The organism is Litorilituus sediminis, assembly GCF_004295665.1.
Taxonomy (GTDB): Bacteria; Pseudomonadota; Gammaproteobacteria; order Enterobacterales; family Alteromonadaceae; genus Colwellia; species Colwellia sediminis.
The window spans coordinates 1,097,214-1,123,913 of the sequence record NZ_CP034759.1; the positions used below are offsets into that span (position 1 = coordinate 1,097,214).

Below are 26,700 nucleotides of genomic sequence, written 5' to 3' on the forward strand. Positions count from 1 at the left end.
GTGCCTCCTCGTCGCGTCATTATTCGAAACCAAAGTGCAGAAGCAAACCTCTTTGCTCGCCGTACTTTTATTGCTTTTTCAGGCGTAGTTGTTTTACTCATTATCTTATTTGCCAATGTCTTTTCTCTACAGGTTTCTTCCTATGAGAAATATCAAACCCGTTCAAATTCAAATCGCATTAAGTTATTACCGGTCGCCCCTAACCGCGGCCTGATATATGATAGAAATGGCGTTATTTTGGCTGATAATAAGCCAGTATATAGCTTAGAAATTATTCCTGAAGATGTTAAAGATATAGAGAAAAGCGTTAAAGAAGTCAGTGAATTACTTGGTATTAGTCAGGAAAGGCAAGCAAAATTCTTTAAAGCAGTCAAAGGTAAACGTCGTTTTAAGCCGGTTGAGCTACACACGCGTTTAAGCGATCAACAAGTCGCGCTATTTTCAGTAAATAAGCATAAATATCCGGGTATCTTTGTTGATGCTCGCTTAAAACGTTATTACCCTTTTGCTGATTTAACTACCCATAACCTAGGTTATGTAGCCCGAATAAACCGTCGTGATGCTAATAAGTTAGAGCAACAAGGTAAGGCTGAAAACTATGCCGCCACTTATGGCATAGGTAAATTAGGTATTGAAAAATACTACGAAGATATTCTACACGGCACCATAGGCCATCAAGAGGTCGAGATTAACAACCAAGGCCGTATTGTGCGCACTTTAGATTACACGCCGCCCATTCCAGGTAAAGATTTAACTTTAAGCTTAGATATTGAGTTGCAAATGATCGCTAAACGCGCACTGACAGGTAAGCGCGGCGCTATTGTTGCTATGGATCCTCGCAGTGGCGAGGTATTAGCCATGTATTCAAACCCAAGCTACGATGGTAATTTATTTGTCCATGGTATCAGTAGTAAAAATTATAATAAGTTACGTAATTCTAATGACTCTCCGTTTCTTAACCGAAGTTTGCGAGGTTACCCGCCCGCTTCCACCGTTAAGCCTTTCTTAGCGCTTACCGGCTTAGAAGAAGACATTGTTACCCCTGAAACCAAAATTTGGGATCCAGGCTGGTATCAGCTAGAAGGCTTACCCAATAAATACCGTGATTGGCGGAAATGGGGGCACGGCTGGGTTGATTTAACCACGGCAATTGAGCAATCCTGTAATATCTACTTTTTTGATTTGGCCTTTAAACTTGGCATCACCAAAATAAGTACCATGATGGAAAACTTCGGCTTTGGTGAAAGCACAGGCATTGATATTCATGAAGAAGCTACAGGCATAATGCCCAGTGTAAGTTGGAAGCGTGGCAGATATAACCAGCCTTGGTATACAGGTGAAACACTATCAGTGGGTATAGGGCAAAGTTACTGGACAGCAACACCATTACAGTTAACGCAGGCACTAACCACCTTAGTTAATAAAGGCGAGCGAAAAGTACCGCATTTACTCAAAGCGACTTCGTATTTAGATACCAGTGATACCGAGCAATTAACTCCAATCGTTGAGCAGATAAGCTACGAGCCGCAAGCGCCAATTAAGCTTAAAAATGAACGGCATTGGGATATTGTACTTGATGCCATGCACAGCACAGTGCAAAAAGTGGGTGCAACCGGTCATGTCGCCTTTAAAGGTACAAAGTATGATGCTGCTGGTAAAACCGGATCGGCGCAAGTTGCGAGAATCAAGCAAGATGAAAAATATGATGCCGAGAAGACCGCCGAGAATAAGCGTGATAATGCCATGTTTATTGCCTTTGCCCCTTTTGAAAAGCCCGAAATTGTTGTCGCGGTTGCCATTGAAAATGTAGCTAAAGGTGGCGGAGGTACCAATGCTGGTCCTGTTGCCAGACAAATTATGGATCAGTATTTTGGTGATAGAGTCATCACCTCAAGTAACAATAATAAGCTTCCTCAACAGAGCTTAGCTCATAATCACAGCCACGGTTCCAATTTAGTACGAGAGAGCGATTAATGCGTAGTACCGGCCAAGATCAACAAAAAGCACGCAGTATTTGGCAAAAATTGCACTTAGATATCCCTTTGTTGATGGGTATTCTTACCCTATTGCTATTGGGGCTATTTACCGTATATAGCGCAGGCGGACAAAATATTGATATTGTCTATCGACAAGCTATTCACATGGGCTTAGCACTTATTGCTATGTTCGTTATTGCGCAAATACCACCGCTCTCTTATCGAAAATGGGCTGTTCCTGTATTCATTATTGGTGTATTAATGCTGGTTGCGGTATTGCTCTTTGGCCATGTTGGTAAAGGCGCTCAGCGCTGGCTTGATATTGGTATTACCAAGTTTCAACCTTCTGAAATAATGAAGTTAGTTGTACCTATAATGATTGCTTGGTTTATTAGCCAAGACAATTTACCAGTAAAAATATCTACAGTAATTCAAGCCTTTATTTTAGTGTTAATACCGACCTTACTTATCGCCAAACAGCCGGATTTAGGCACCTCATTATTAATCGCAAGCTCAGGTATTTTTGTTATCTTTTTAGCGGGCGCCAGTTGGAAACTTATTGCTACCTGTGCGGGTTTAGCCTCTGCCTTCGCCCCTGTTTTATGGATGTTTTTGATGAAGGATTATCAACGCCAGCGGGTAATGACTTTTTTAAACCCTGAACAAGATCCACTCGGCTCTGGCTATCATATTATTCAATCAAAAATAGCCATTGGCTCTGGCGGCATCGAAGGAAAAGGTTGGTTACATGGCACCCAATCGCAATTAGAGTTTCTGCCTGAACGCCATACCGACTTCATTTTTTCTGTTTTTAGTGAAGAATTTGGCTTACTTGGTGTTGCTGCCTTATTAGCGGTGTATTTATTTATTGTTATGCGCGGTTTATGGATAGCCGTTAACGCGCAGCATGCTTTTACTAAGCTACTGGCTGGTAGCTTAACGCTAACATTTTTTATCTACGTATTTGTTAATATCGGCATGGTATCTGGCATCTTGCCTGTAGTTGGTGTACCTTTGCCTTTAGTCAGTTATGGTGGCACGTCAAGAATAACCTTAATGACTGGTTTTGGTATTTTAATGGCAATAAGTACCCATAGACGTTTTCACGTATAACTAAACTATAACTAAACTTAGTAAGACAGAGCAGTTATTTTTCAATGAAACCTACTATAAGCTCATTTGTTAAATTCTCACAGCACTTAAGTTACCTTGTAATTGCTAGCGCCATACTTACTGGTTGCAGTACCAGTGGTCGTTATTCTCAACACTCAGATAGCATTCCAACACGTTTGCCGACCCAAGCTGAGCAACAAGACGCTATCGCTCGTGCAGAGCCATTAAGTCGTGGTGGTAATAACGATTATCAAGTGCGTGGTAAACACTATCAAGTACTAAAAACAGCAGATAATTTTGAACAAACGGGCATTGCCTCTTGGTACGGTAATAAATTTCACGGTCATTTAACCTCTAATGGTGAAATTTACGATATGTACGCTATGAGCGCCGCCCATAAAAGTTTACCCCTGCCAACGTATGTTCGCGTTACTAACCTAGCAAACGACAAGTCCGTGGTTGTTCGCGTTAATGACAGAGGGCCATTTCATCAATCACGTATCATAGATTTATCCTACAGTGCTGCCTATAAGCTTGATATGTTAAAAACAGGTACGGCAAAAGTAAAAGTTGTCGCAATTACAGATTTTTCCCATAAAACAGCGAAACTGCCAACATCACATTCTGCCATCGAAACCCCCTATATTCAGGTATTTGCCACCAGCAATAAAGCATTAGCAAAGCAAAAGGCAACAAGTCTTGCCCAGCTATATCAACAGCAAGTGAACTACCCTGAGCATAAAGGAATTTATCGCGTACAAATTGGCCCAATTGCCGACTTATCGACGCTTAATACGCTGTTAGAGCAGCTGAAAGCTAATGGTTATCCAAACGCCTACCCGCGAAAAACAAGGTTATAACAAGGACAAATGGCTAAGCGATATAGCCTGTTACAAATTTTTCTACGCTTTGTGTTATTTTTTGTAATTTTTAAACAATTTCCTTTCGCTAGCCCATAGCCAAGCGATTAAGAAGTGGTATACTTTGGCACTTATATTCCCTGCAACCTGACAAGTATCTGATTAATATTATGGCAAAATTACTCAACGCTTCAGCAAAAAAAATGGCCTCCTATGTTGGCGGTTTCTTCTTCTGTGCTTCAGTAGCACTTTCTCCTATTGCTAAAGCCGCATCAATTATTCCTGATGCCCCACAAATTAACGCGAAAGGTTTTATTCTCGTTGACTACACCACAGGTAAAGTTATCGCTGAAGGCAATGCTGATAGCCAATTAGCACCAGCTAGCTTAACCAAAATGATGACCAGCTACATTATCGGTAAAGAAATCGAAAGTGGTAATATTAGCAATACTGACAAAGTCACCATTAGCGAAAATGCTTGGGCGAAAAACTTCCCAGACTCATCAAAGATGTTTATTGAAGTTGGCACAGAAGTTAGCGTAGATGAATTAAATCGCGGTATTATTATCGCCTCGGGTAATGATGCCTGTGTTGCTATGGCAGAGCATATTGCTGGTAGTGAAAGTGCTTTTGCTGATTTAATGAATGCTCATGCAGAGCAGCTTGGCATGTCAAGCAGTTACTTTGAAAATAGTCATGGCCTTGACAGCTCTGAGCATATGACCACCCCGCGTGACATGGCCACTTTAGCGAGTGCTATTATTCGTGAAGTCCCTGAAGAATACGCCCTCTATAAAATTAAATCATTTACCTACAACAATATTAAGCAGTACAACCGTAATAGTTTGTTATGGGATAAGAGCCTGAATGTCGATGGCATGAAAACGGGCCATACCTCGAATGCCGGTTATAGCTTAGTAACCTCAGCAACTAAAGGAAATATGCGTTTAGTTACGGTTGTTATGGGCACTGAAAGCGAGCGTGCAAGAAAAGTAGAGAGTAAAAAATTACTTAACTACGGTTTCCGCTTTTTTGAAACATATAACCCATACAAAGCCGGTGAAAAATTTGTTTCAAATCGCGTATGGATGGGCGATAAAAAGAACGTTGATTTAGGCATTTTAACGGATACGCCAATTACCATTCCTCGTGGACAACGTAAGAATTTAAAAGCAAACTTTGAGCTAAACCAGCAATTAACCGCGCCTATTGCTAAAGGTACTGTAGTAGGTAAGTTATTCTTACAACTAGATGGTGAAGATATCGCCCAATATCCACTAGTCACCCTGCAAGAAGTTAATGAAGGCAGTATGTTTAGCCGTTTAGTGGATTATGTAAAACTACAATTTGTAGATTAATTTAACCTAGGCTTATTTATACAGCTTACTTAAAAAATAAAGTTAAGCCATAAAAAAACCTCGCTTATTGCGAGGTCAGACTGATGACAAAGTCCTAGACAGTAGTCTAGGACTTTGATCTAATAAAAACATGGAAAATTACAAAAATTAACCATGTTAAGAGAACCTTCCCCGCAACAACATGAACTCGAAATGGTCACGCTAGACCAGTTAGTTCCAGCCAACCATCTAGTTCGTAAACTCGATAAGTATATTGACTTTGAGTTTATTCGAGATGAAGTCAAAGACTTATATTGCACTGATAATGGTCGTCCTCCGGTGGAGCCAGTCCAGCTATTTAAAATTATGCTACTTGGGTACTTATTTGGTATTAAAAGTGAGCGCCAAATCATCAAAGACATCGAAGTAAATGTCGCGTATCGATGGTTTCTCCGCATGGGGCTTACCGAGAAAGTTATCGATGCCTCAACACTTAGTCAAAATCGTATTCGTCGTTTCAATGGCACAGATGTATTTGAACGTATATTTAATCACATCGTCCAACAAGCCATTAAACATGGTCTAGTTGGGGGCAAAGCCTTATTCACCGACAGCACACACTTAAAAGCAAACGCCAATAAACGAAAGTTCACCAACAAGCTCAAACCCGTCTCAACCAGTGCCTATATTAAGCAAATCAACAAAGCTGTGGAGGCAGACCGTAAAGCGGCTGGAAAAAAGCCACTCAAGGATAAAGGCTATTGTGAGATAAAGCGGAATAAGGTAAGTAAAACCGATAGTGATAGCGGTTATATGCACCGAGATGAAAAGCCAAAAGGTTTTTTCTACCTAGACCACAGAACCGTAGATAACGACTATAACATTATTGTAGATACGCATATTACGCCAGGTAATGTCCACGATTCTCAACCATACATTGCTCGCCTTGATGCCATTGAAAATCGCTTTGCACTATCCCCTGAATTTGTTGGTATTGATGCAGGCTACTTCACAGCGCCCGTCTGTTTTAATCTGGAACAACGTAACATCCAAGGGGTGTTTGGTTACCGTCGTCCTTCACGAACGAAGAATGCCATTAAGAAAAAGCACTTCAAATACGACGAGAAAGCAGATACGTATACCTGCCCGCAAGAGCAAACGTTAATCTACTCGACCACCAGTCGAGAGGGTTACCGAGAATATCATTCTGACCCCAAGGTATGCGTTAATTGCCCTCAATTAAAAGATTGCACTAAGAGTAAAAGTCATAAGAAAGTGATAACACGCCACGTAATGGCTGCGAGTCAAGATCGGGCTAATGAATTTCGCTTAACAAGCCTTGGTAAATACCTTTACAAACGACGATGCGAAACCGTTGAAAGAAGTTTTGCTGATGCAAAGCAACACCATGGTCACAGGTATGCAAGATACCGAGGTAAGCATAATGTTCAAATGCAAGCATATATGGCTGCGGCAGCACAAAATATGAAGAAGATAGCAATGACGCTATCAAATATTCCCCAAATAATGGCAATCTAAAAAGGATAGCCCTTTAAAAGCTCAATTCGAGACATTAACACGCCAAATAGGGAAGATAAGCCCCAAACAAGTCCAGAAAAACCAAATAAAATAGAAAAGACGTGGCTAGAAAAATATCGAGATCGCAGCCTACGGCTGCTCATAAAAGACAAACCCCGAACAGAATGACGGGGTTTGTCAGTAATCTGACCTCGCTTATTGCGAGGTTTTTTTATGGCTAGTAACTAAACGAGTTATTAACTCATATGCACTAGCATATTGCTTGGTTTTTCAAGGAATGACTTCCATAGGTTACAGAACCTTGCAATCGTGCCGCCATCAATAATTCGATGATCGCCAGACCAACTCACCTGCATAATACTGCGCGCTTCCACTTCACCCTTATCGTTAAATCTTGGTAAAGTTTGTAGCTTACCTAACGCGACAATAGCCGTCTCAGGCTTATTAATAATTGGCGTTGCTACCGTACCACCTATGGCACCGATATTCGAGATGGTAATAGTACCGCCTTTTAAATCCTCGGTTGCAACACGGCCACTACGAGCATCATTAGTTAAACGCGTGATATCTTGCGCTAAATCTAAAATAGATTTAACTTGCACATGTTTAACATTAGGAACTAATAAGCCCACTTTTGAGTCCACAGCCATACCTATGTTGTGATCATCAAAATAGGTTAATTCACTGCAATCATCATTAACTTGCGAGTTAATTAATGGGAACTCTTTTAGTGCTAATGACATCGCCTTCATGAAAAATGGCATCATAGTTAGCTTAATATCTTGCTTAGCGTAAACTTCTTTCAGCTCTTTACGCAAAGCAATCAGCTCTGTCATATCAATCTCTTCACAGTAAGTGAAATGCGGAATGCTAGAAACAGACTCTTGCATCGCTTTGGCCATAACCGCTTTAACACCACGAATGGCTTCTGTGCGTTTGCCACCGGTTGTTACAAACGTCGTTGAAGTCACAGGCTCACTTTGACAGTGCGCTAGTACATCATCTTTATAGACACGTCCTTTTTTACCGCTACCTGACACCTCATGAATGTTAACATCCATTTCACGTGCTACACGGCGAACAGCTGGGCTAGCTAATGCTTTCCCATTAGCAGCTTTTGCAGTTTTACCCGTATTCGCTGTAACTTCTGGCTTTGCTTCAACTTGCGGTGCTGTGTCTACTGGCTTGTCATTCACTTCAGGCTTTACTTTTTCAGCTGCTGCAGCAGAAGAGTTAGCACCATCAGCTACCATGGCAAACAAAGGTTCATGAACCTTAGCAATTTCACCTTGTTGATAATATAACTTTTCAATAACCCCTGAATGCATTGCCGGTATTTGTACTAAGGCTTTATCTGTCATCACGTCAGCAATAGGTTGATCTTCAACAATTGTATCGCCTTCTTTTACTAACCACTCTACCAGCTCACACTCTACGATACCTTCACCGATATCGGGTAATATAAAATCTATACTCATGTTACTTATCCTGATAAACCTTAATAATTTACGCTTTTCTTAATGGCTTCATACACTTTTAAGTGATCGCTCATATATTCTTTTTCTAGTGCCAATGGGTACGGTGTATCTAAACCACAAACACGAGCAATAGGTGATTCTAAATGTAAGAAACATTCATTTTGAACAGTCGCTGCAATTTCACTAGCAAAACCTGCGGTCAATGGTGCCTCTTGGCTAACCAGTAATCGACCCGTTTTCATCACCGATTGACATACCGTTTCGATATCCCACGGCAATATGGTTCTTAAATCAACCACTTCACATGAGATATCATCAGCTTCAGCCATTTTCGCTGCTTTTTCGATGATCTCCATCTGAGCCCCCCAAGCTAATAAGGTAATGTCAGTACCTGTTTGTACAACCTCAGCCTTACCTAAAGGTAATTGGTAATCTTCTTCAGGCACTTCACCCACTGATGCACGATATAAACGTTTAGGCTCGAAGAATACAACAGGGTTATCATCGCGAATAGAGGCAAGTAATAAGCCTTTTGCTTGATACGGATTGCGTGGCACAACAACTTTTAAGCCAGGCGTATGAGCAAAGTACGCTTCTGGAGACTGACTGTGGTATAAGCCCCCGGCAATACCGCCACCGTATGGCGTACGAATAGTTAATTTACCGACATTAAATTCATTACCACTACGGTATCTAAATTTTGCCGACTCATTTACGATTTGGTCAAACGCAGGGAAGATATAATCTGCAAATTGGATCTCTGCAATAGCAACACTGCCTTGTGCAGCTAAACCATTGGCAAAGCCAATAATCCCCTGCTCGACTAACGGGGTATTAAAGCAACGAGTTTTACCATATTTATCTTGTAAACCACTGGTCGCTCTAAAGACACCACCAAAGTGACCAACATCTTCACCAAAGCATACCGCACGATCATTTTCAGCCATGGCAATATCGAGTGCGTTATTTATCGCATGTAATAAGTTCATTTGTGCCATAACTAAAATTTCCCCGCGGTAAATGGATAGGCTTCAGGATATTTATTGACGTGTGCTTTTACTTCATCTAATTGTTGCTGTAATTGCGCAGTGGGTGTGTCATATACGTCAGTAATCATAGTATCAATATGTGGTTTATTAATTTTCTCTGATACCTTAACTGCAGCAAGCACCTCTTCTCTTAAACCTTCAAATAAAACAGTATCTTGCTCTTCATCCCACCAGTTTTGCGCTAACAACCAATTCTTCATACGTAAAATAGGGTCATTTGCTTGCCACTTTTCTTCTTCTTCTCGTGTACGATAGCCAGAAGGATCATCTGAGGTTGAATGAGCGCCTAAACGATAAGACATAGCTTCGATTAATACTGGCGCATTCTCTTTTAGTGCGTAAGCCCTAGCGATTTGCATTGCTTTTAGTACCGCCAGTATGTCATTACCATCAATACGTAAGGTTTTGATGCCATAACCAACACCGCGAGAGGCAATACCATTACCTTTATATTGTTCATCAGAAGGCGTTGAAATCGCATAACCATTGTTGCGACAGAAGAAGATCACTGGCGCTTGCTGTACTGCAGCCATATTTAAGCCAGCATGAAAGTCCCCTTCTGAGGCAGCACCTTCGCCAAAATAGCATAAAGTAACCGCATCTAAGCCTTGTAATTTCTGACCATAAGCATAGCCAGTTGCTTGTGGAATTTGCGTCCCTAAAGGGGAAGAAATCGTCATATAATTCAATTCATTAGAACCATAATGAATTGGCATTTGTCTGCCTTTACCTAGATCTTTTTCATTACTAAACAGTTGGTTCATAAAGTTTTCTAGGCTAAAGCCACGAAACATTAACGCGCCTTGCTCACGGTATTGGCCCATGATCATATCTTGCGGCTCTAAGCCTGCTGCGCCACCAACCGTAGTCGCTTCTTCACCAAGCGCTGCCATATAAAAGCTCAAACGTCCTTGACGTTGTGATGCCACCATACGCTCATCTAAAACACGATGAAAGGCTAAGGTTTTATAGATTTTTATCGCCAAAGTTTCATCGATATCAGGCATATCAGCATCAGGGTAAACACTACCGTCTTGATGTAATATCCTTAACTCTGGAATGTCGATACTGGATCCGTCGATAAATGTAGGCGCATGCACTACAGTTCCATCATTATATAATTCAGTGGTCATAGTATTCTCTTATTTTTCAGTTACCAGATTTTATAACAACCTGATAAACATATGGAATTCACACTTGTATTAATGCATTTTTATTAGCTGTCAGCTTTTATTTTTAAGGTAATCATGACAACTTAATGCTTTTAATTATGTGATATTAGTATAGCTAATATCTGTAATAACTGCGCCAAACTTTACCCTTACGTTAACTTCCATTCAAGATAAGCAGCTAATGAATTAGGCTAACTGCAAACTAAAGTGCCCACTATTCTTTACACCAAGCGCTTCAGCCTACAAGTACTAACCTATCCCTTGCCATAACACCTTATTTAACAGCGCTAAGTCATATTCTTATCAATGTCAGTCATATTTTGATAACAAATCCGTCATCAATTTGTCATATTCGCTAGAGAGAATGCGCTAAAAGCCATTATTTTTGCACATTATGCGAGCATCTTATTTTTTCAAACTATCCAGTTTAGCCATCATTCTCTTTGCGCTGTCTTTTTTAGCCACCATGTATTGGGTTGCTAATACCTTAGCCAAAAGTAAACTGGAGTTAGCAACTTACGAACAAGTGAAGCAATCAGTTTCTATTGATTTTAACCGCACTATTCACAGTTACTTAGAAAATGGTGATGCTAGTCTTTTGGTAAAAGCAGAGCAGCAATTACAAACAATAGCCACAAGCGCGCAGCAATTAAAACAATCACAATTTGAACAAGAAGTAATAACGCAACTAAATGAGTTAGACACACTCATCTCAACGAAAGTACGCGCCTTTGGTAAGTTAAGCGGCGCTCCTACTGCATTATTAAGTCATAGTGAACAAAGCCTGTTTGCACTCAGTCACCAGCTCGCTAACTATGTACAAGTTAGTGAAGAAATTTCCACTTCGCAGCAAGTGAGCTACCTTAGCCAACTGGAAGCATTTACCTTTACTTTAAGTCAATTAGTCACGGCTAGAGAAAAAATGCTCCAACAAAATGGTCATGACGATAAAACCATGGGTTATATCTTGGCAGCTCTAACCAAGGCTGCCCAGGCATTAGCCAATATGCCAACATTAGCCATTTATGAAGAAGTTGAAGAAGATGAACTTGTATTAGACGATGAGCAAGCAAGCGAATTATCAGGTGAAGCGATTGCTGAAATAAATAGCTTGCTCAATCGATATCAGCAAGAATTCAATAATACTCTCAATATAGGTCAGCAAAAAAGCCAAGTCACCCAGTTATTAAAAGAAAAACTTAATGCATTAGAAGCCGTTATTTTTGCTAACGAAAAAGTAGTCAATGATAAGCAAAATGACACAACGCAACAGCTACAATTGATTATCACAGCGCTATTAGGCTTTTTAGTTGTTTTCTTATTAAGTAACCACTTCTTGCAACATCGCATCATCTTAAAACCATTAAGGTTACTAAGAGATAGCTTTGTGCAATTACTCAAACAAGGGAAAGTGAATAATATTAACAATATTGCCGCTAACACCGAGCTAGGTGAAATTGCTAATAGCTTTAATCAATTAGTGAGCCAATTAGAGCGAGACGATCAAACCAAAGCGCATCAGCTTACTTTAGTTTCCAGCACATTACATATAATGCAAGATCAAGCCGCTAACATTCATGATTCTTCAAGCAATACTTCTGCACAAGTCAATACAGTACAATCAAGTATGCAGGCCTTAGACGAAGTAACAGAAGAAGTACATCAGTTATCTGAACAAGTGGTCGTTAACGCACAAAATACTCAAGTTGCAATGCAATTAAGCTTAGAGCAAGTTCAACAAGCATTATCAGCCAGCGAACTTACCGCAGATGCCGCCAATGCTGGCAAACAGGCGATTAACCAATTAGATATATCGGTTAACAGTGTCAATAGCATTATCGATGTTATCAATGCTATTGCCGATCAAACCAACCTATTAGCGTTAAATGCCGCGATTGAAGCGGCAAGAGCGGGTGATCACGGCAGAGGTTTTTCTGTGGTTGCAACAGAAGTGCGAGAGCTTGCCGCTAAAACACAAGATTCATTACAGCAAATCAACGGGCAACTAGGTCAGCTACAACAAGATAGTAAGCGTATTGAAAATAATATGATAGATATTGAGCAGGCAGCCACTAAGCAACGTAAAATAGCTCTGTCATTACAAGATAATGCCGAGAAAGTCAGTGAACAAGCGCTTGCTTCCGCCAATGTTGCTAAGCAGTCACAACAACAAATAAATCAACAAAAACAGCATTTTCAATCGTTTAAGCTGGCAATGACTGATGTTAAAGACGGTGTCGCGCAATCAAAAGATTTAGCCGAGCACATTAGTGCCCAAGTGGCATCTAAGGTTGATGATATTCAACAAACCTTAAATCTCGCGAAAGCAAGTTAAGCTAACACCTTAGACTGCTAATCCCTTGAACTTAAGCAAAAACACCATCGACTATACGCTGTGCATCTGCAATCACTAATTGCAGATGTTGCTCACTAACAAAACTCTCGGCATAGATTTTATAGATATCTTCGGTACCTGAAGGTCTGGCAGCAAACCAAGCATTATCAGTTACAACCTTTACCCCACCAATAGCGGCATTGTTACCTGGGGCATGTGACATAACCTGCAAAATTTTATCACCAGCTAAGCTATCAACTTTAATGCTAGTGGCATCAAGGTTAGTCAGTTTTTGTTTTTGCGCTAAATTAGCGGGTGCTTCCACGCGCCCATAAAAAGGTTGCCCTAACTCAGCAGCTAAATCAGCGTATATTTGATGTGGATCTTTGCCTGTAACGGCTAACATTTCCGCAGCCAGTAAGGCCAAAATAAAGCCGTCTTTATCGGTTGTCCATGTATCGCCAGCTTTAGTAATAAAGGCAGCTCCTGCACTTTCCTCACCAGCAAAAGCAAAGCTGGTATCATCAAGACCATCAACAAACCATTTAAAACCTACAGGCACTTCTGCAAGCGGCTGATTATGTTTTTTAGCCACTCTGTCAATAATTGAGCTAGAGACTAAAGTTTTGCCTATCTTTCTCTCTTTACCCCAATTGCGGTGCGAAAGTAGATAATGAATGGCGACAGCTAAATAATGATTTGGATTCATTAAGCCGCCAGTTTTAGTAACAATACCGTGGCGGTCAAAATCAGGATCATTGCCAACGCTAATATCAAAATCATCTTTCATGTTGATAAGGTTTGCCATGGCATATTTCGAAGAGCAATCCATGCGTATTTTGCCGTCTTTATCTAATGGCATAAATGAAAAGCTTGCATCAACCACAGGGTTAACGACTGAAAGTTGAATACCATAGCGCTGAGCAATTTCGCCCCAGTAATGAATGCCTGAGCCACCTAGCGGATCAACACCAATACATACTCCTGCATCAGCAATGGCTTGCATATCAATAATCTTAGCTAATTCACGAGTATAAAAACTAATAAAGTCTTGCTTTGTCAGCAAACTTGATTGCATGGCTTCTTGATAAGCAAGCTGTATAACGACTTGGCATTGCTGGGCAATCAGCTCATTTGCTCTTTTTTCAATTTGTTTGGTAATACTCGCTTGAGCTGGGCCGCCATGTGGAGGGTTGTATTTTATGCCACCATCTGCTGGCGGATTATGCGACGGTGTAATAATAATACCATCTGCTAGCTCAGCAGGTGCTTTCTGATTATGGGCTATGATCAAGCGAGAAATCACAGGTGTTGGTGTAAAGCCTTCATCTTGTTGTATAACCACATTAACGCCATTGGCAATTAACACGGAAATAGCACTGGCAAAGGCAGGCTCAGATAAAGCATGGGTATCTTTACCTAAATATAATGGTCCAGTAATACCTTGTGTTTGACGATATTCGACAATAGCTTGGCATATGGCAACAATATGGTGTTCATTAAAGCTCGCTTTATTGGCACTGCCCCTATGACCAGAAGTACCAAAACAGACTTGTTGCTCAAGCATACTGACATCAGGCTTAAGTAGATAATAGTCAGAAACCAACTTAGCAATATTAATAGTATCTTCAGGTCGCGCAGCTTTACCTGCTAAGGGATGAACACTCATAAATCACCTTTATTTATAAAAAGTTGCTTTGACAATTATAAAAAGTTACTTTGATAATTACAGCAACTCTCTAATTTTTTCAACATCAGTTTCGCTATAACCTAAAGAAGCTGCGGCCTTGGTTAGCATCATTTTCTTTCTCGTGGTATTTGAGTTGGTGATAACCCAAAATGGACTGTCTGGAATTTGACGAGGCTTAGTACTGCTGCCGCTTGCTGCCAGCTCTTCTTCACTGTGGGCAAAATACAAACGATCTCGACCTGAAATGTCAGTTACCACCTCAAATTGCTGAGGATGTGCTCGATACAAAGCCGCTAAAATTAACAAGAAACGGCCAACAGCACCGCGCTGCATAGCTAACTCTTCTTTATTGATAAAATTGAAAACACTCTCATGAGTTGCAGTAGGTGCAGCAGGCTTTAGGGGTTCTTTTACCTGCTCAGGCTCTGCAAGCTTATCTGATTCAACTTCTAATTCAACAACCGCTTCACTGGCTTGCTTTTCAGGCGAAAGCTGCAATAAACGACGTAAAATGCTTGAAGCACTTTCACCGATAAACTGAGTGTTTGTGGCAATATATTGATAAAGTTCTTCATCTATTTCGATGTTTTTCATTGATACCCCTAACTTCAAATAATAGCGGCAGGATTATACTGAGCTTTACTTAAAGTCGCTATAGCCATCGCCATCAATTTAACTAATTATTTTTCTATAGTATTGCGCGCAGAGCATTGAAGATAAAATGCCATAGAGCTTAACAATAGCTCAAGAGCCCAAAACTCTAACGATAGTGGCTTGCTCTAAAAAGTAATCCTTATGGCAAGATAAAATTAAACTAGGTAAAATACAGACTATCTAGTTATAAAAAAGCAGTTATATGAGCAACCTACCATCACCAGATAATCAACTTCTGAACTTTCAGCAAATGGGCCAAGGCGATGATATTGTCTTAATTCATGGCTTATTTGGCAGCTTAGAAAACCTAAACATGGTCGCTAAGCACTTGGCGCAATTTTATCGTGTCACCAGTGTCGATGTCAGAAATCATGGTGACTCTTTCCATTACAATGACATGGCATACCCTGAACTTGCTAAAGATATTATCAGGCTATTAGATCACCTTGATATCGGCCAGTGTCATTTATTAGGGCACTCAATGGGGGGGAAAATTGCCATACAAACAGCATTAGCTCATGCCCACCGCATTAATAAACTTATCGTTGCTGATATCGCCCCTGTGCAATATCCCGGACACCATCAACAAATCATCTCAGGCTTACAAGCGATTGATTTATCAATCGTTAAAAAGCGTATGGATGCTGATAAGCAATTACGAGAATATGTTAATGAGCTAGGAGTAAGACAGTTTTTACTGAGAAACCTTGCTATGGATAGCCAAGGTAACTTCGCCTTTAAATGTAGCTTAGATGACATTAGCCAGTGTTACCCTCAAATTATGCAAGCAAACACGCTAAACTCAGATAAAGAACAGGCTTTTACCGGAGAAACGCTTTTTATTAAAGGCGGTAATTCCAACTATATTTTACCTGAACATAAGCCTGCTATAGCCAAGTTGTTACCTAAGGCTAAAGCAAAAATTATTCAAGGCGCAGGACACTGGCTGCATGCAGAGAAAACCACTGCCTTTAATAAAATAGTGACTGATTTCCTACAAGCAGTTTAGGGTGTGTTAATCTTTGTTTAATAATTCAGCTGAGAGATAAAACACCTTTAATCAAGGCAAAAGTTGCGTAGTTTAGCTAGCTAAATCAGCCGCTTTTAACGCAGAGTAAAGGGATTTTAGCCTCAGCCCCCATTCTTAAATAAAAAGGGCAATGGCTATTTTTAACACTAGCGGCATTAGTATTCGCTTATTTGGAACAACCAAACCGCGCTCATACTGCTTTGCTATTGATAAAAATAACTCATTGCTGAAAATATCAACAAAGAACAACACACCCTAGGGTAAAAACTCTATCATGATAAAGTTTTTGATAGAGATCAAAACGCTAACAAGCAACTCTCGGTATTGTCTGTGGTGATAAATTAACTTTTGATTTATGCATTCGCCTAATGGTATGGCGCTAATGATATGCTATAATGCCGCCAATTTTTTTGGCTAAACCGTTAAAACAGACATGCTAGCAGAACATTTAGAGCTTATTGAAGCGATAGGCCTTAATTTATTTTTCTTATTTATCTTTGGTTTTATTGGCTTATCAATTCACGATGTCATGACCAAGAATGATGTACCTAAAATGGGTCGATACGTGGTTTATTTTGTCCTGTTTTTAGGTTGTGCTGGCTTTATAGCCAAAGGCATTATTCAATTTGTCTGGGAAAGTCAGGGTGTAGGCTAGCAAATGGCAAAGGAAGTATCAGATTTAACGACTATCGATCTATTTAACGATGAAAAGCGACCTGGCCGACCTAAAACCAACCCGCATTCTCGTAGCGTACAAATTAAGATTAATAAGCGAAATCAAGTTAAAAGAGATAAAAACAAAGGCTTAAAGCGCGTTGAATTTAAAGTTCACGACAGCTTATTTCAGCAATTAGAAAAGTTGGCTAAAGCACGTAATATTAGCCGTAGCGAATTAATAGAGTCGCTGTTGATCGAATCATTAGCGAACAAATAACACAAATTTATTGATAAATAGCAGATAAAGGTAACATTCATGGCAATCGTAGGTTTATTCTTCGGCAGTGATACAGGTAACACTGAAGCAGTAGGGAAAATGATCCAGAAAAAACTGGGTAAACAAATGGTTGAAGTAAAAGATATAGCTAAAAGTACCAAAGAAGAAATCGCTGAGTTTGATTTACTTATTTTAGGTATTCCTACCTGGTACTACGGTGAAAACCAATGTGACTGGGATGACTTCTTACCAGAATTAGAAGAAATTGATTTTAATGACAAGTTAGTTGCTATCTACGGCCTAGGTGATCAAGAAGATTACGCCGAGTATTTTTGTGACGCTATGGAGCCATTACGTGACATCGTTGAGTCTCGCGGCGCTATTGTTGTTGGCAACTGGCCTACTGAAGGTTATGAGTTTGAAGCATCTAAAGCACTTATTGATGAAAACACCTTTATTGGCTTATGTATCGATGAAGACAGACAGTCAGAATTAACCGAAGAGCGTGTTGATAAATGGCTAGCACAACTAAATGATGAAATGTGCTTAGCAGAATTTGCTTAATTGCTTGCTAACATTGTAAGCACATAGAATTGGCTTATTTATTTAAAACCCTAGTATATCTAGGGTTTTTTATTGTTTAACTATCACTTAAATTTAGCAAAAAGTCGTAAAAGATCTAAACTAAAGCTTTTCTCTTTCCCTAGAACCCCCTATAATTTTGTCTACTATTAATTAATTTACATAGAGATCTCATCATATGGCAGAACAAAACGAAGAGCTGAAAAGAGCAGGATTAAAAATCACCCTGCCAAGGATAAAAATCCTGAGCATACTTCAACAGCCGGAAAATCAACACATCAGCGCCGAAGATGTCTACAAGATTTTGCTAGATCAAAATGATGAGATTGGCTTAGCTACAGTTTATCGCGTATTAAACCAATTTGACGATGCCGGCATTGTTACTCGTCATCACTTTGAAGGTGGTAAATCGGTATTTGAACTTTCACACAAGGCCCATCACGATCATTTAGTGTGTTTAAAATGCGGAAAAGTGGTTGAATTTGAAGATAACGTTATTGAGCAAAGACAATCTGACATTGCTAAGGCTCATAATATTCACTTAACTAACCATAGCTTATACTTATATGGTGAATGTGAAGATAAAGAAGCTTGTGAAGAATACAGAAAAAGTAATCTATAACAGCTAGCACTTTCGGGATAACTTAAATAACGCTTTAAACAATGATTTAAGCAAATCGATATAGCATTAACAGTTATCCCTATATTCCCTCAATATAACTTCCCGTATACAGTAAAACCATTTTTATCTTTTAAAATCATCTGCCTCTTTGTTTGTTCCCTTTAAAACAAAAATATAACTTGATACAGGCCTGTATTTCTCTAAGACAAGATTCATGAAGCCGTAATACCAAATTGATTAAGTAAACAAAAGTTAACTTAAATTATCCGCCTTTTAACGACTTGCTCTAGACAAGTAAGCCTCGATAAGAAAAACTAGTCAGATTCTAATATTATAAAAAATCCAACGAGCCAAAAAACATGACGCAACAAACCAGCACAGCCCTCTCTTTTAGCAAAAAACTAACATCGCTTAGTTTGGTTAAACAAATCATCATTGCCATCATTTTAGCAAGTATCACCGCCATGGTAGCGCCAGAATTAGCAAAATCATTTGCTATTTTAGGTAACTTATTTGTTAATGCACTAAAAGCTGTCGCGCCCATTTTAGTCCTTGTTTTAGTCGCCTCTTCAATTGCCAACCAAAAGCTCGACAGTGATGCTGAGCTAAAACCCATTATTAGTTTATATTTTATTGGCACCTTAAGCGCTGCTTTTGTTGCAGTAGTACTTAGCTTTCTTTTTCCAACAACACTTTCTTTAGATATTGCAAAAGCTGCAGCAACGCCACCGCAAGGGTTAACAGAGGTCCTGTCAAATTTAGCCTTTAAAGTGGTACAAAACCCGATTGCCGCATTGACTGAGGCAAACTTTATCGCGGTATTAGCTTGGGGATTAGGATTAGGCTTTTCTTTAAAACACGCATCCCCCGCCAGTAAAACTATGGTGCATGACTTAAGTGATGCTATTTCAAATATAGTTAAGTTAGTTATTCGTTTCGCACCCGTTGGTATCTTTGGTCTTGTCGCCAATACCTTAGCAACGACTGGCTTTGCCGCACTAGTTGAATACAGCCATTTACTCATAGTATTAATTAGCGCAATGTTGGTTATTACACTAGTGGTAAACCCTTTAATCGTTTTTATTATGACAAAGCAAAATCCTTACCCGTTAGTGCTCACCTGTTTAAGAGAATCTGGCATTACCGCATTCTTTACCCGTAGCTCTGCCGCTAATATCCCTGTAAACATGGCCTTATGTAAAAAACTCGATTTACATGAAGACACCTATTCTGTTTCTATTCCTTTAGGTGCAACCATCAATATGGCTGGTGCTGCTATAACCATTACCGTATTAACGCTGGCAGCGGCACACAGTTTAAATATTCAGGTTGATTTTGCTACTGCGATACTTTTATGTATTGTTGCCTCTATTTCAGCTTGTGGTGCTTCTGGTGTCGCTGGTGGCTCGTTATTGTTGATCCCACTCGCTTGTGGCTTGTTTGGTATCGATAATGATATCGCCATGCAGGTAGTAGCTATTGGCTTTATTATTGGCGTTATTCAAGATTCAGCAGAAACGGCGTTAAATAGTTCCACTGATGTAGTTTTCTCTGCCGCGGCTTCACACCAGATCACTAAGCAATAACCACGCTTTCTAATAAAAACACTAGCACATAAAAAACGCTAGCCTAGAGCTAGCGTTTTTACTTTTTATAGCAACTGAATTAAATATTAGTTACCACTGAATGGTGAGCTTATTCGCTTCACTCTGACTTAAATAGTCCTGACAGACAAAATACCCTGCTGCCGCGACAAACTCATCATCAAAGTAAATTAACGGGATACGTTTACGTTGCCAAGGTGGAATAGCCAACTCTTGCAATACCTTTTTAAGTGGCCGTGAGTGCTTTCTATAATCAGGCAAACAGCGCGGATTATTATGGCTAAAACGAATAGTAATTTGCTTAACTGAGTCAGGTAAATTTAAGTTAAGCATGCGCTCACCTGCTATAGACGCTAATTCATTAATTGGCTCACCATAGCTTAATCTCAACTCAGCTAAATTATCTGGCAAACTCACTGTGTCCTGCCAACGATTTCGCTCTAATGGTAAAGCTATGTCCTTCTGCCAGTTTTCTATGTTGGCAAAATTAGCAGTTAAAAACAATGCGCTCTTATAACGCCTAAATACACCGCCTGATACCTTCACATTTGGCATTTTATCTTCAGCACAATCAAGCTGTTGTCTTAACTGTCGTAGTTGCTCACTACTTGGCATTAAACAATGGTTTTCATCAAGGTAATAACGCATAGCATTATTAAATCTAGCTTCTGACAGTGACAGCAAATAATCAATCGACAAGCTGTTGTCTTGATTAAAGCAATGGGATAAATCTCCTGCTGCTAACTCATCTAATAAGCTTTGCCCTTCTAAACAATGTTGAGCACTGCGATTTATGCTGCGAGCAATACTTGGCCAACGTATTTTAAGTAAAGGCATAATATCTTGACGAATAAAATTGCGATCAAAACGTGTATCAGTATTTGACTCATCTTCTACCCAATCCAATCGATGAGCTTTAGCATAAGCGACAATATCATCGCGAGTTATCGCCAATAATGGCCTTACTAAATAATGTTGAGCTAGCATAGTTTGCTTAGCCATAGCGCTAAGCCCTTTAATGCCAGAGCCTCTTTTTAAGGCCAGCAAAAAAGTTTCACTTTGATCATCACTATGATGGCCAGTAATAATAAATGAGGTATGTTCATTAACTTGCGTTAACGCTTTATACCTAGCATCGCGAGCTAAGGCTTCAAGTGAGTGCTGAGCTTTGGCTTTTACATTGACGCGAGCTACTTTTAAATCAACCGAAAGCGCTTTACAGGACTTTTCAGCAAACAATTGCCAAGCTTGAGCATTCTCACTTAAGCCATGATTAACATGACACGCTGTAATGCTATTTGAAATTATTTTTTGCGCTTTAAGCGTCATTAAAGCATGTAAGAGAACTTGCGAGTCAACACCGCCACTGTAGGCGATTACAATAGGATGAGCGGGAGAATTTTGAAAAAAGGTTTGCAGTGTGTTTTCGATCATTAAATTAAACTAAATTAAACCAAACTATCACTACCTTGTATGAAAAAAGGCTGGCTATCAAAGCCAGCCCAATAAGCTTAACAGTAACCGAAAGACATTAAACGTTCATAACGCTTTTCAATTAACTCGTCTTTTGACATGCTTTCTAAATCACTTAAATCAGTTTTAATTGCTTGCTTAAGCATAGCTGCCATTTGATCCATATCTCGATGAGCGCCACCTAATGGCTCTTCTACAATATTATCAATTAAGTCTAACTCTTTAATACGTGATGCGGTAATACCCATAGCTTCAGCTGCTGTTGATGCTTTTTCAGCTGTTTTCCATAAGATTGACGCACAACCTTCAGGTGAAATTACAGAGTACGTTGAATATTGCAACATATTTACTCTATCACCCACACCAATAGCTAATGCACCACCAGAGCCACCTTCACCAATTACCGTACAAATAATAGGTACAGTTAATCGTGCCATTACTTTAAGGTTTTTCGCGATAGCTTCACTTTGACCGCGCTCTTCAGCACCAATACCAGGATATGCGCCCGGAGTGTCAATAAAGGTAATGATAGGCATGTTAAAACGTTCAGCCATTTCCATTAAACGTAACGCTTTACGGTAACCCTCTGGACGAGGCATACCAAAATTACGTTTCACTTTTTCCGCTGTTGAGCGACCTTTTTGGTGACCAATAACAACGACAGGCTTACCATCTAAACGCGCTGTACCACCAACAATAGCATTATCGTCAGCGTATGCTCTATCACCTGCCAATTCATCAAACTCAGTAAAAATACGCGGCAAATAGTCTAAGGTGTATGGACGTTGTGGATGACGTGCTACGCGTGCAGTTTGCCACGGGTCTAAATTGGCAAAGATTTTTGTCATTTGCTCTTTGTTTTTTTCTCTTAACTGAGTAATTTGCTCTTCTAAATCAAGATCTAACTCTTGGCCTTTATTAACCAATTGTAACTCTTCAATTTTTGCATCTAACTCAGCAATCGGTTGTTCAAAGTCTAAAAAATTTAATGACATATGCTTATTTTAACCTGTATTCTTGTTTAGCAACGCAGTTTTGCCTTGCATCTTAATAATGGTAACTATTTCTAAAGTAAGAAAAACTAATCGCTTACTTAAATTGCAAGGTGACACTATCTTCACCTAACAATGTTTTTAATTCATATAATAACTTGTCTGCTGGCGTTACTCGCCACTGCACCCCAAGCTCTAACATACATGAGGCTTCTTCACGACGATAAAACACTCTTATCGGACAAGTTCCTTCTTTATAAGGTGTTAACACTTGCTCGAACTGCTCAATAAAGTCATCGGCAATTTGCTCACTATCGACAATAACGTCTAATGAACTAACATAATTTTCGCGAGCATCAGTGATGGTCATTATATCCCGAGCGGTCATTGTATTACCACCAGAATAATCATCAAAGCTGACCTGTCCACTACAGACTAAAATAGCATCATTTACCAGCAATTCTGCAAAAGTATCATAGTCATCTGGGAACAAACGCACGTCCATGCGAGCACTTTTATCATCTAAGGTGACGAGTGCCCAACGACGACCACGCTTATTCACTAAAACGCGTACGCCAATCACTAAACCAACGGCAACAGCCTGTCTATCTCTGCCCGTAGGCTGCATGGCAACTAAACGCCCTGAGGCATATTTTTTTATTTCGGTTAGATAACGATTGATAGGATGACCGGTAAGGTAAAGACCTAAGGTTTCTTTTTCACCATCAAGCCAGACCTCTTCAGGCCAAGGGGCAACCTCTTTAAACGCTTGTCTGGTATCATCCGGCTCTTCGTTAATTAAACCAAACAGATCATTTTGCCCTAATGCTTGTGCTTTAGCATGTTGTTCAGCCGCTTTTATCGCATCTGGTAGTGCTTCATACAATGCTGCGCGGTGATGACTACCGTTATATTTAGGGCCTAAATTATCCATAGCCCCAGATTTGATTAAACGTTCTAATACACGCTTATTGGTTTTCTTTAAGTCAACGCGGGCACAAAAGTCAAATAGGTCAACAAAAGGACCACCACTTTCACGCGCTGCAATGATGGCTTCAATCGGTCCTTCACCAACACCTTTTACCGCACCAATACCGTAAACAATTTCATTATCATCATTTACCGTGAACTTGTACAAGCCAGAATTTACATCCGGTGGCAACAAGGTTAACCCCATGTTGCTACATTCATCCACTAAGGTAACGATTTTATCTGTGTTATCCATATCGGCAGACATTACCGCAGCCATAAATGGCTCAGGGAAATGCGCTTTCATCCATAAGGTTTGATATGAAACCAGTGCATAAGCTGCTGAATGCGATTTGTTAAAACCATAACCAGCGAATTTTTCTACCAAGTCAAAGATGCGCATGGCAAGTTCGCCATCAACACCTTGTTTTATCGCCCCCTCTTCAAAAACAGCCCTTTGCTTAGCCATTTCTTCCGGTTTTTTCTTACCCATAGCACGGCGAAGCATATCTGCGCCACCTAAGGTGTAGCCAGCGAGTACCTGCGCAATTTGCATTACTTGCTCTTGGTATAAAATAATACCGTAGGTTGGCTCTAATACTGGTTTTAGTGACTCGTGCTGCCAATTAACGTCAGGATAAGATACTTCCTCACGGCCATGCTTACGCTCGATAAAGTTATCAACCATGCCAGAATCTAGCGGTCCTGGTCTAAATAAAGCCACCAGTGCGATAATATCTTCAAAACAGTCTGGCTTTAATTTTTCAATCAAGGCCTTCATACCAGAAGATTCTAACTGGAAAACCGCCGTTGTTTGCGAGGCCAACAACACTTTAAATGATGCTTTATCATCTAAAGGAATTGCAGCAATATCAATCGGCTCTTTACCCGCTTTTAATAACTTCTCGTCGGCCATTTCTATGGCCCACTGTAAAATGGTTAAAGTACGTAAACCTAGGAAATCGAACTTAACAAGACCGGCATCTTCAACATCATTTTTATCAAATTGAGTTACCGGGTTTTTACCTTCTTCATCACAGTAAAGTGGCGCGAAGTCAGTAATGGTTGTTGGGGAAATAACAACACCACCGGCATGTTTACCGGCATTTCGCGTGGTACCTTCTAAAATACGGCACATATCAATTAAGTCTTTAACTTCACTGTCTTGTGCGTAAATTTCCGGTAATTTTGGCTCTTCTTCAAAGGCCTTAGCTAAGGTCATCCCTGGTGTAGGTGGGATTAGCTTAGAAATTCGGTCAACAAAACCATAAGGGTGACCTAGTACTCGACCAACATCACGAATAACCGCTTTTGCCGCCATAGTACCAAAGGTAATAATTTGCGATACTGCATCTCGGCCATAAAGTTCAGCAGTATGATCAATCACTTCATCTCGCCTATCCATGCAAAAGTCGACATCAAAGTCCGGCATAGATACACGTTCTGGGTTTAAGAAGCGCTCAAATAGTAAGTCAAATTCTAATGGATCTAGATCAGTAATTTTTAAGGCGTAAGCGATTAATGAACCCGCACCTGAACCCCGACCTGGCCCGACTGGGATATTGTTATCCTTACTCCACTGGATAAACTCCATAACGATAAGGAAATAGCCAGGAAAGCCCATATTATTAACAACTTCCAGCTCTACTTTAAGCCTTTCATCATAGGGTTTTCTTATTTCAGCAAAGTCGTCTGCGTCCTTATCAAATAAAAACTCAAGTCTTTCCTGTAAGCCTTCTTCAGATACTTTAATAAAGTAATCATTAATGTCCATGCCATCGGTTGGAAAGTCAGGTAGAACATATTCACCTAAGCGCACAGTCACATTACAGCGTTTGGCGATTTCCACGGTATTAGCTAATGCTTCAGGAATATCACTAAATAGTTCCGCCATTTCTTCGCTACTACGCAAATATTGCTGCTTGCTATAGCGCTTAGGTCGACGCTTATCATCTAACGTAAAGCCATCATGAATGGCAACACGAATTTCATGGGCGTCAAAATCTTCTGGTGAAATAAAAACCACTTCATTAGTGGCCACTACAGGTAAATCTTGCTGAGAGGCTAACTCAACAGCGAGGTGCAAGTAGTTTTCTTCATCACTGCGACCGGTACGAATTAACTCTAAAAAATAACAATCATGGAAATGTTGCTGATAAAACTGCAACATTTGCATCACTAATTCATTATTACCTTTTAATAACGCCTTACCTACATCCCCTTCACGACCACCGGAAAGGATAATCAAGCCTTCTTTATGTTCAACTAACCATGACTTTTCTAGTACTGCTCTATGTTGAATATGGCCTCTAAGATAAGCTTTTGAAATCAGCTCAGTTAAGTTTTTATAACCGACATTATTGCTACAAATAACAACAAGGCGAAACAACTCATCTTCTAGCTCATCACTTTTCACCCAAAAGTCACAGCCAATAATTGGCTTAATACCAGCGCCATGACTAGCATGATAATACTTAACTAAACCACAAAGGTTAGTTTGATCAGTTAGCGCAATTGCAGGCATATTCAGCTCTGCAGCTTTAGCGATGATAGGCTTAACTTTGCTTAAACCATCACACATAGAAAAGTCACTATGGACTCGTAAATGAATAAAATTAGGCTCTACATAAGGCTGTTCAACTATTGCTTCATCAGACATTGGCAAGCACCTTAGCAACTGGCTTAAAACTTTGCCTATAGCAATCTAAAACACCATGCTCTTGTATCTTTTCTAAATGCAACTTTGTTGGGTAACCTTTATGCTTAGCAAAGCCAAACTCAGGGTGCTGTTCATCTAAAAGTAGCATGTCATTATCTCGTGCTACTTTTGCCAATATCGATGCGGCACTAATTTCAGCAACTCTGGCATCACCTTTGACTACAGCTTGTGTGGCAATATCACCCTCTTGAGAGGAAAAAGTAGGACAGCGATTACCATCAACTAAGACAAAATCTGGAGTAATATTAAGTGAGTGAACAGCTCTTTGCATCGCCAACATAGTGGCATGCAAAATATTTAGCGTGTCTATTTCTTCAGGGGTAGCTCGACCAATAGACCAAGCAATAGCATGCTGCTTTATTTGTTCTGCCAGCAAGCTACGTTTTTTTTCTGATAGTTTTTTTGAATCCATCAAACCTTCAATAGGGTTTTCTGGATCGAGTATCACAGCTGCCGTTACAACATCACCAACCAGTGGGCCACGACCTACTTCATCAACACCAGCAATACAATAAGCAACAGGGTATTCAAAATCAGGCAGCGCTTGTTTTTTACTCATGATGATTCCTAAC

21 protein-coding genes are annotated in these 26,700 nt (G+C 40.0%); 12 read left to right on the forward strand and 9 right to left on the reverse strand.

The genetic code is table 11. The features are described 5' to 3' along the window. From mrdA to EMK97_RS04970, 5 genes are all read left to right on the forward strand, one after another. Nucleotides 1-1,974 (forward strand): penicillin-binding protein 2, encoded by a 1,974-nt coding sequence (gene mrdA / locus EMK97_RS04950; RefSeq protein ID WP_130599972.1) that lies wholly within the window; start codon nucleotides 1-3, stop codon nucleotides 1,972-1,974. Further along, nucleotides 1,974-3,089, forward strand: coding sequence for a rod shape-determining protein RodA (rodA, locus tag EMK97_RS04955; RefSeq protein ID WP_130599974.1), 1,116 nt, complete (start codon nucleotides 1,974-1,976; stop codon nucleotides 3,087-3,089). Before mrdA ends, rodA begins: the two co-directional genes overlap by 1 nt. Nucleotides 3,090-3,133: 44 nt before the next feature. Then, nucleotides 3,134-3,949 (forward strand): septal ring lytic transglycosylase RlpA family protein, encoded by an 816-nt coding sequence (locus EMK97_RS04960; protein ID WP_130599976.1) that lies wholly within the window; start codon nucleotides 3,134-3,136, stop codon nucleotides 3,947-3,949. A gap of 203 nt (nucleotides 3,950-4,152) precedes the next feature. Then, nucleotides 4,153-5,307 carry a serine hydrolase gene (locus EMK97_RS04965; RefSeq protein WP_130604377.1) on the forward strand — a complete coding sequence of 385 codons (1,155 nt, stop codon included), beginning with the start codon at nucleotides 4,153-4,155 and terminating at the stop codon, nucleotides 5,305-5,307. Between the two features lie 153 nt (nucleotides 5,308-5,460). Beyond that, the gene (locus EMK97_RS04970; protein ID WP_130598330.1) at nucleotides 5,461-6,825 is read left to right on the forward strand and encodes an IS1182 family transposase; all 1,365 of its coding nucleotides are present in this window, start codon (nucleotides 5,461-5,463) and stop codon (nucleotides 6,823-6,825) included. A 236-nt stretch (nucleotides 6,826-7,061) separates the two neighbouring features. On the opposite strand, the gene EMK97_RS04975 is transcribed toward EMK97_RS04970, so the two are convergent. The 3 genes from EMK97_RS04975 to EMK97_RS04985 are packed head-to-tail and all read right to left on the reverse strand — an operon-like array spanning nucleotide 7,062 to nucleotide 10,485. Continuing rightward, nucleotides 7,062-8,303: a dihydrolipoyllysine-residue acetyltransferase gene (locus tag EMK97_RS04975; protein ID WP_130599978.1), complete on the reverse strand. Its 1,242-nt coding sequence runs from the start codon at nucleotides 8,301-8,303 to the stop codon at nucleotides 7,062-7,064. 20 nt (nucleotides 8,304-8,323) lie between these two features. Further along, nucleotides 8,324-9,301, reverse strand: a complete 978-nt coding sequence (locus EMK97_RS04980) for an alpha-ketoacid dehydrogenase subunit beta (RefSeq protein WP_130599980.1) — start codon at nucleotides 9,299-9,301, stop codon at nucleotides 8,324-8,326. A 2-nt stretch (nucleotides 9,302-9,303) separates the two neighbouring features. Beyond that, the gene (locus tag EMK97_RS04985; protein WP_130599982.1) at nucleotides 9,304-10,485 is read right to left on the reverse strand and encodes a thiamine pyrophosphate-dependent dehydrogenase E1 component subunit alpha; all 1,182 of its coding nucleotides are present in this window, start codon (nucleotides 10,483-10,485) and stop codon (nucleotides 9,304-9,306) included. Between the two features lie 433 nt (nucleotides 10,486-10,918). Here EMK97_RS04985 and EMK97_RS04990 point away from each other — a divergent pair, with 433 nt between their 5' ends. Continuing rightward, nucleotides 10,919-12,859 (forward strand): methyl-accepting chemotaxis protein, encoded by a 1,941-nt coding sequence (locus tag EMK97_RS04990; RefSeq protein WP_130599984.1) that lies wholly within the window; start codon nucleotides 10,919-10,921, stop codon nucleotides 12,857-12,859. Nucleotides 12,860-12,890: 31 nt separating this feature from the next. Here the strand turns inward: EMK97_RS04990 and pgm are convergent, their stop codons facing one another. Together pgm and seqA are read right to left on the reverse strand one after the other, a co-directional pair. Continuing rightward, the gene (pgm, locus tag EMK97_RS04995; RefSeq protein ID WP_130599986.1) at nucleotides 12,891-14,528 is read right to left on the reverse strand and encodes a phosphoglucomutase (alpha-D-glucose-1,6-bisphosphate-dependent); all 1,638 of its coding nucleotides are present in this window, start codon (nucleotides 14,526-14,528) and stop codon (nucleotides 12,891-12,893) included. Between the two features lie 57 nt (nucleotides 14,529-14,585). Continuing rightward, the gene (gene seqA / locus EMK97_RS05000; RefSeq protein WP_130599988.1) at nucleotides 14,586-15,143 is read right to left on the reverse strand and encodes a replication initiation negative regulator SeqA; all 558 of its coding nucleotides are present in this window, start codon (nucleotides 15,141-15,143) and stop codon (nucleotides 14,586-14,588) included. A gap of 262 nt (nucleotides 15,144-15,405) precedes the next feature. On the opposite strand from seqA, the gene EMK97_RS05005 reads away from it, so the two are divergent. From EMK97_RS05005 to sstT, 6 genes are all read left to right on the forward strand, one after another. Continuing rightward, entirely contained in the window at nucleotides 15,406-16,212 is an 807-nt protein-coding gene (locus EMK97_RS05005) for an alpha/beta fold hydrolase (RefSeq protein WP_130599990.1), read from the forward strand. Nucleotides 16,213-16,666: 454 nt separating this feature from the next. Beyond that, nucleotides 16,667-16,888, forward strand: a complete 222-nt coding sequence (locus EMK97_RS05010; protein ID WP_130599992.1) for a DUF2788 domain-containing protein — start codon at nucleotides 16,667-16,669, stop codon at nucleotides 16,886-16,888. Between the two features lie 3 nt (nucleotides 16,889-16,891). Continuing rightward, nucleotides 16,892-17,167 carry a LexA regulated protein gene (gene ybfE, locus EMK97_RS05015; RefSeq protein ID WP_130599994.1) on the forward strand — a complete coding sequence of 92 codons (276 nt, stop codon included), beginning with the start codon at nucleotides 16,892-16,894 and terminating at the stop codon, nucleotides 17,165-17,167. Between the two features lie 39 nt (nucleotides 17,168-17,206). After that, nucleotides 17,207-17,731, forward strand: coding sequence for a flavodoxin FldA (gene fldA / locus EMK97_RS05020; RefSeq protein ID WP_130599996.1), 525 nt, complete (start codon nucleotides 17,207-17,209; stop codon nucleotides 17,729-17,731). 196 nt (nucleotides 17,732-17,927) lie between these two features. Further along, the gene (gene fur, locus EMK97_RS05025) at nucleotides 17,928-18,371 is read left to right on the forward strand and encodes a ferric iron uptake transcriptional regulator (protein WP_130599998.1); all 444 of its coding nucleotides are present in this window, start codon (nucleotides 17,928-17,930) and stop codon (nucleotides 18,369-18,371) included. 359 nt (nucleotides 18,372-18,730) lie between these two features. Then, a complete protein-coding gene (gene sstT, locus EMK97_RS05030; protein WP_130600000.1) occupies nucleotides 18,731-19,957 on the forward strand; it encodes a serine/threonine transporter SstT in 1,227 nt (408 codons plus the stop codon). Nucleotides 19,958-20,047: 90 nt separating this feature from the next. Here sstT and tilS read toward each other — a convergent pair whose 3' ends face one another. The 4 genes from tilS to rnhB form a co-directional block, all read right to left on the reverse strand. Then, nucleotides 20,048-21,409: a tRNA lysidine(34) synthetase TilS gene (tilS, locus tag EMK97_RS05035; protein WP_130600002.1), complete on the reverse strand. Its 1,362-nt coding sequence runs from the start codon at nucleotides 21,407-21,409 to the stop codon at nucleotides 20,048-20,050. Nucleotides 21,410-21,486: 77 nt separating this feature from the next. After that, a complete protein-coding gene (gene accA / locus EMK97_RS05040; protein WP_130600004.1) occupies nucleotides 21,487-22,443 on the reverse strand; it encodes an acetyl-CoA carboxylase carboxyl transferase subunit alpha in 957 nt (318 codons plus the stop codon). A 94-nt stretch (nucleotides 22,444-22,537) separates the two neighbouring features. After that, nucleotides 22,538-26,068 carry a DNA polymerase III subunit alpha gene (gene dnaE / locus EMK97_RS05045; protein ID WP_130600006.1) on the reverse strand — a complete coding sequence of 1,177 codons (3,531 nt, stop codon included), beginning with the start codon at nucleotides 26,066-26,068 and terminating at the stop codon, nucleotides 22,538-22,540. After that, nucleotides 26,061-26,687, reverse strand: a complete 627-nt coding sequence (gene rnhB / locus EMK97_RS05050) for a ribonuclease HII (protein ID WP_130600008.1) — start codon at nucleotides 26,685-26,687, stop codon at nucleotides 26,061-26,063. Before rnhB ends, dnaE begins: the two co-directional genes overlap by 8 nt. Nucleotides 26,688-26,700: the final 13 nt, after the last annotated feature.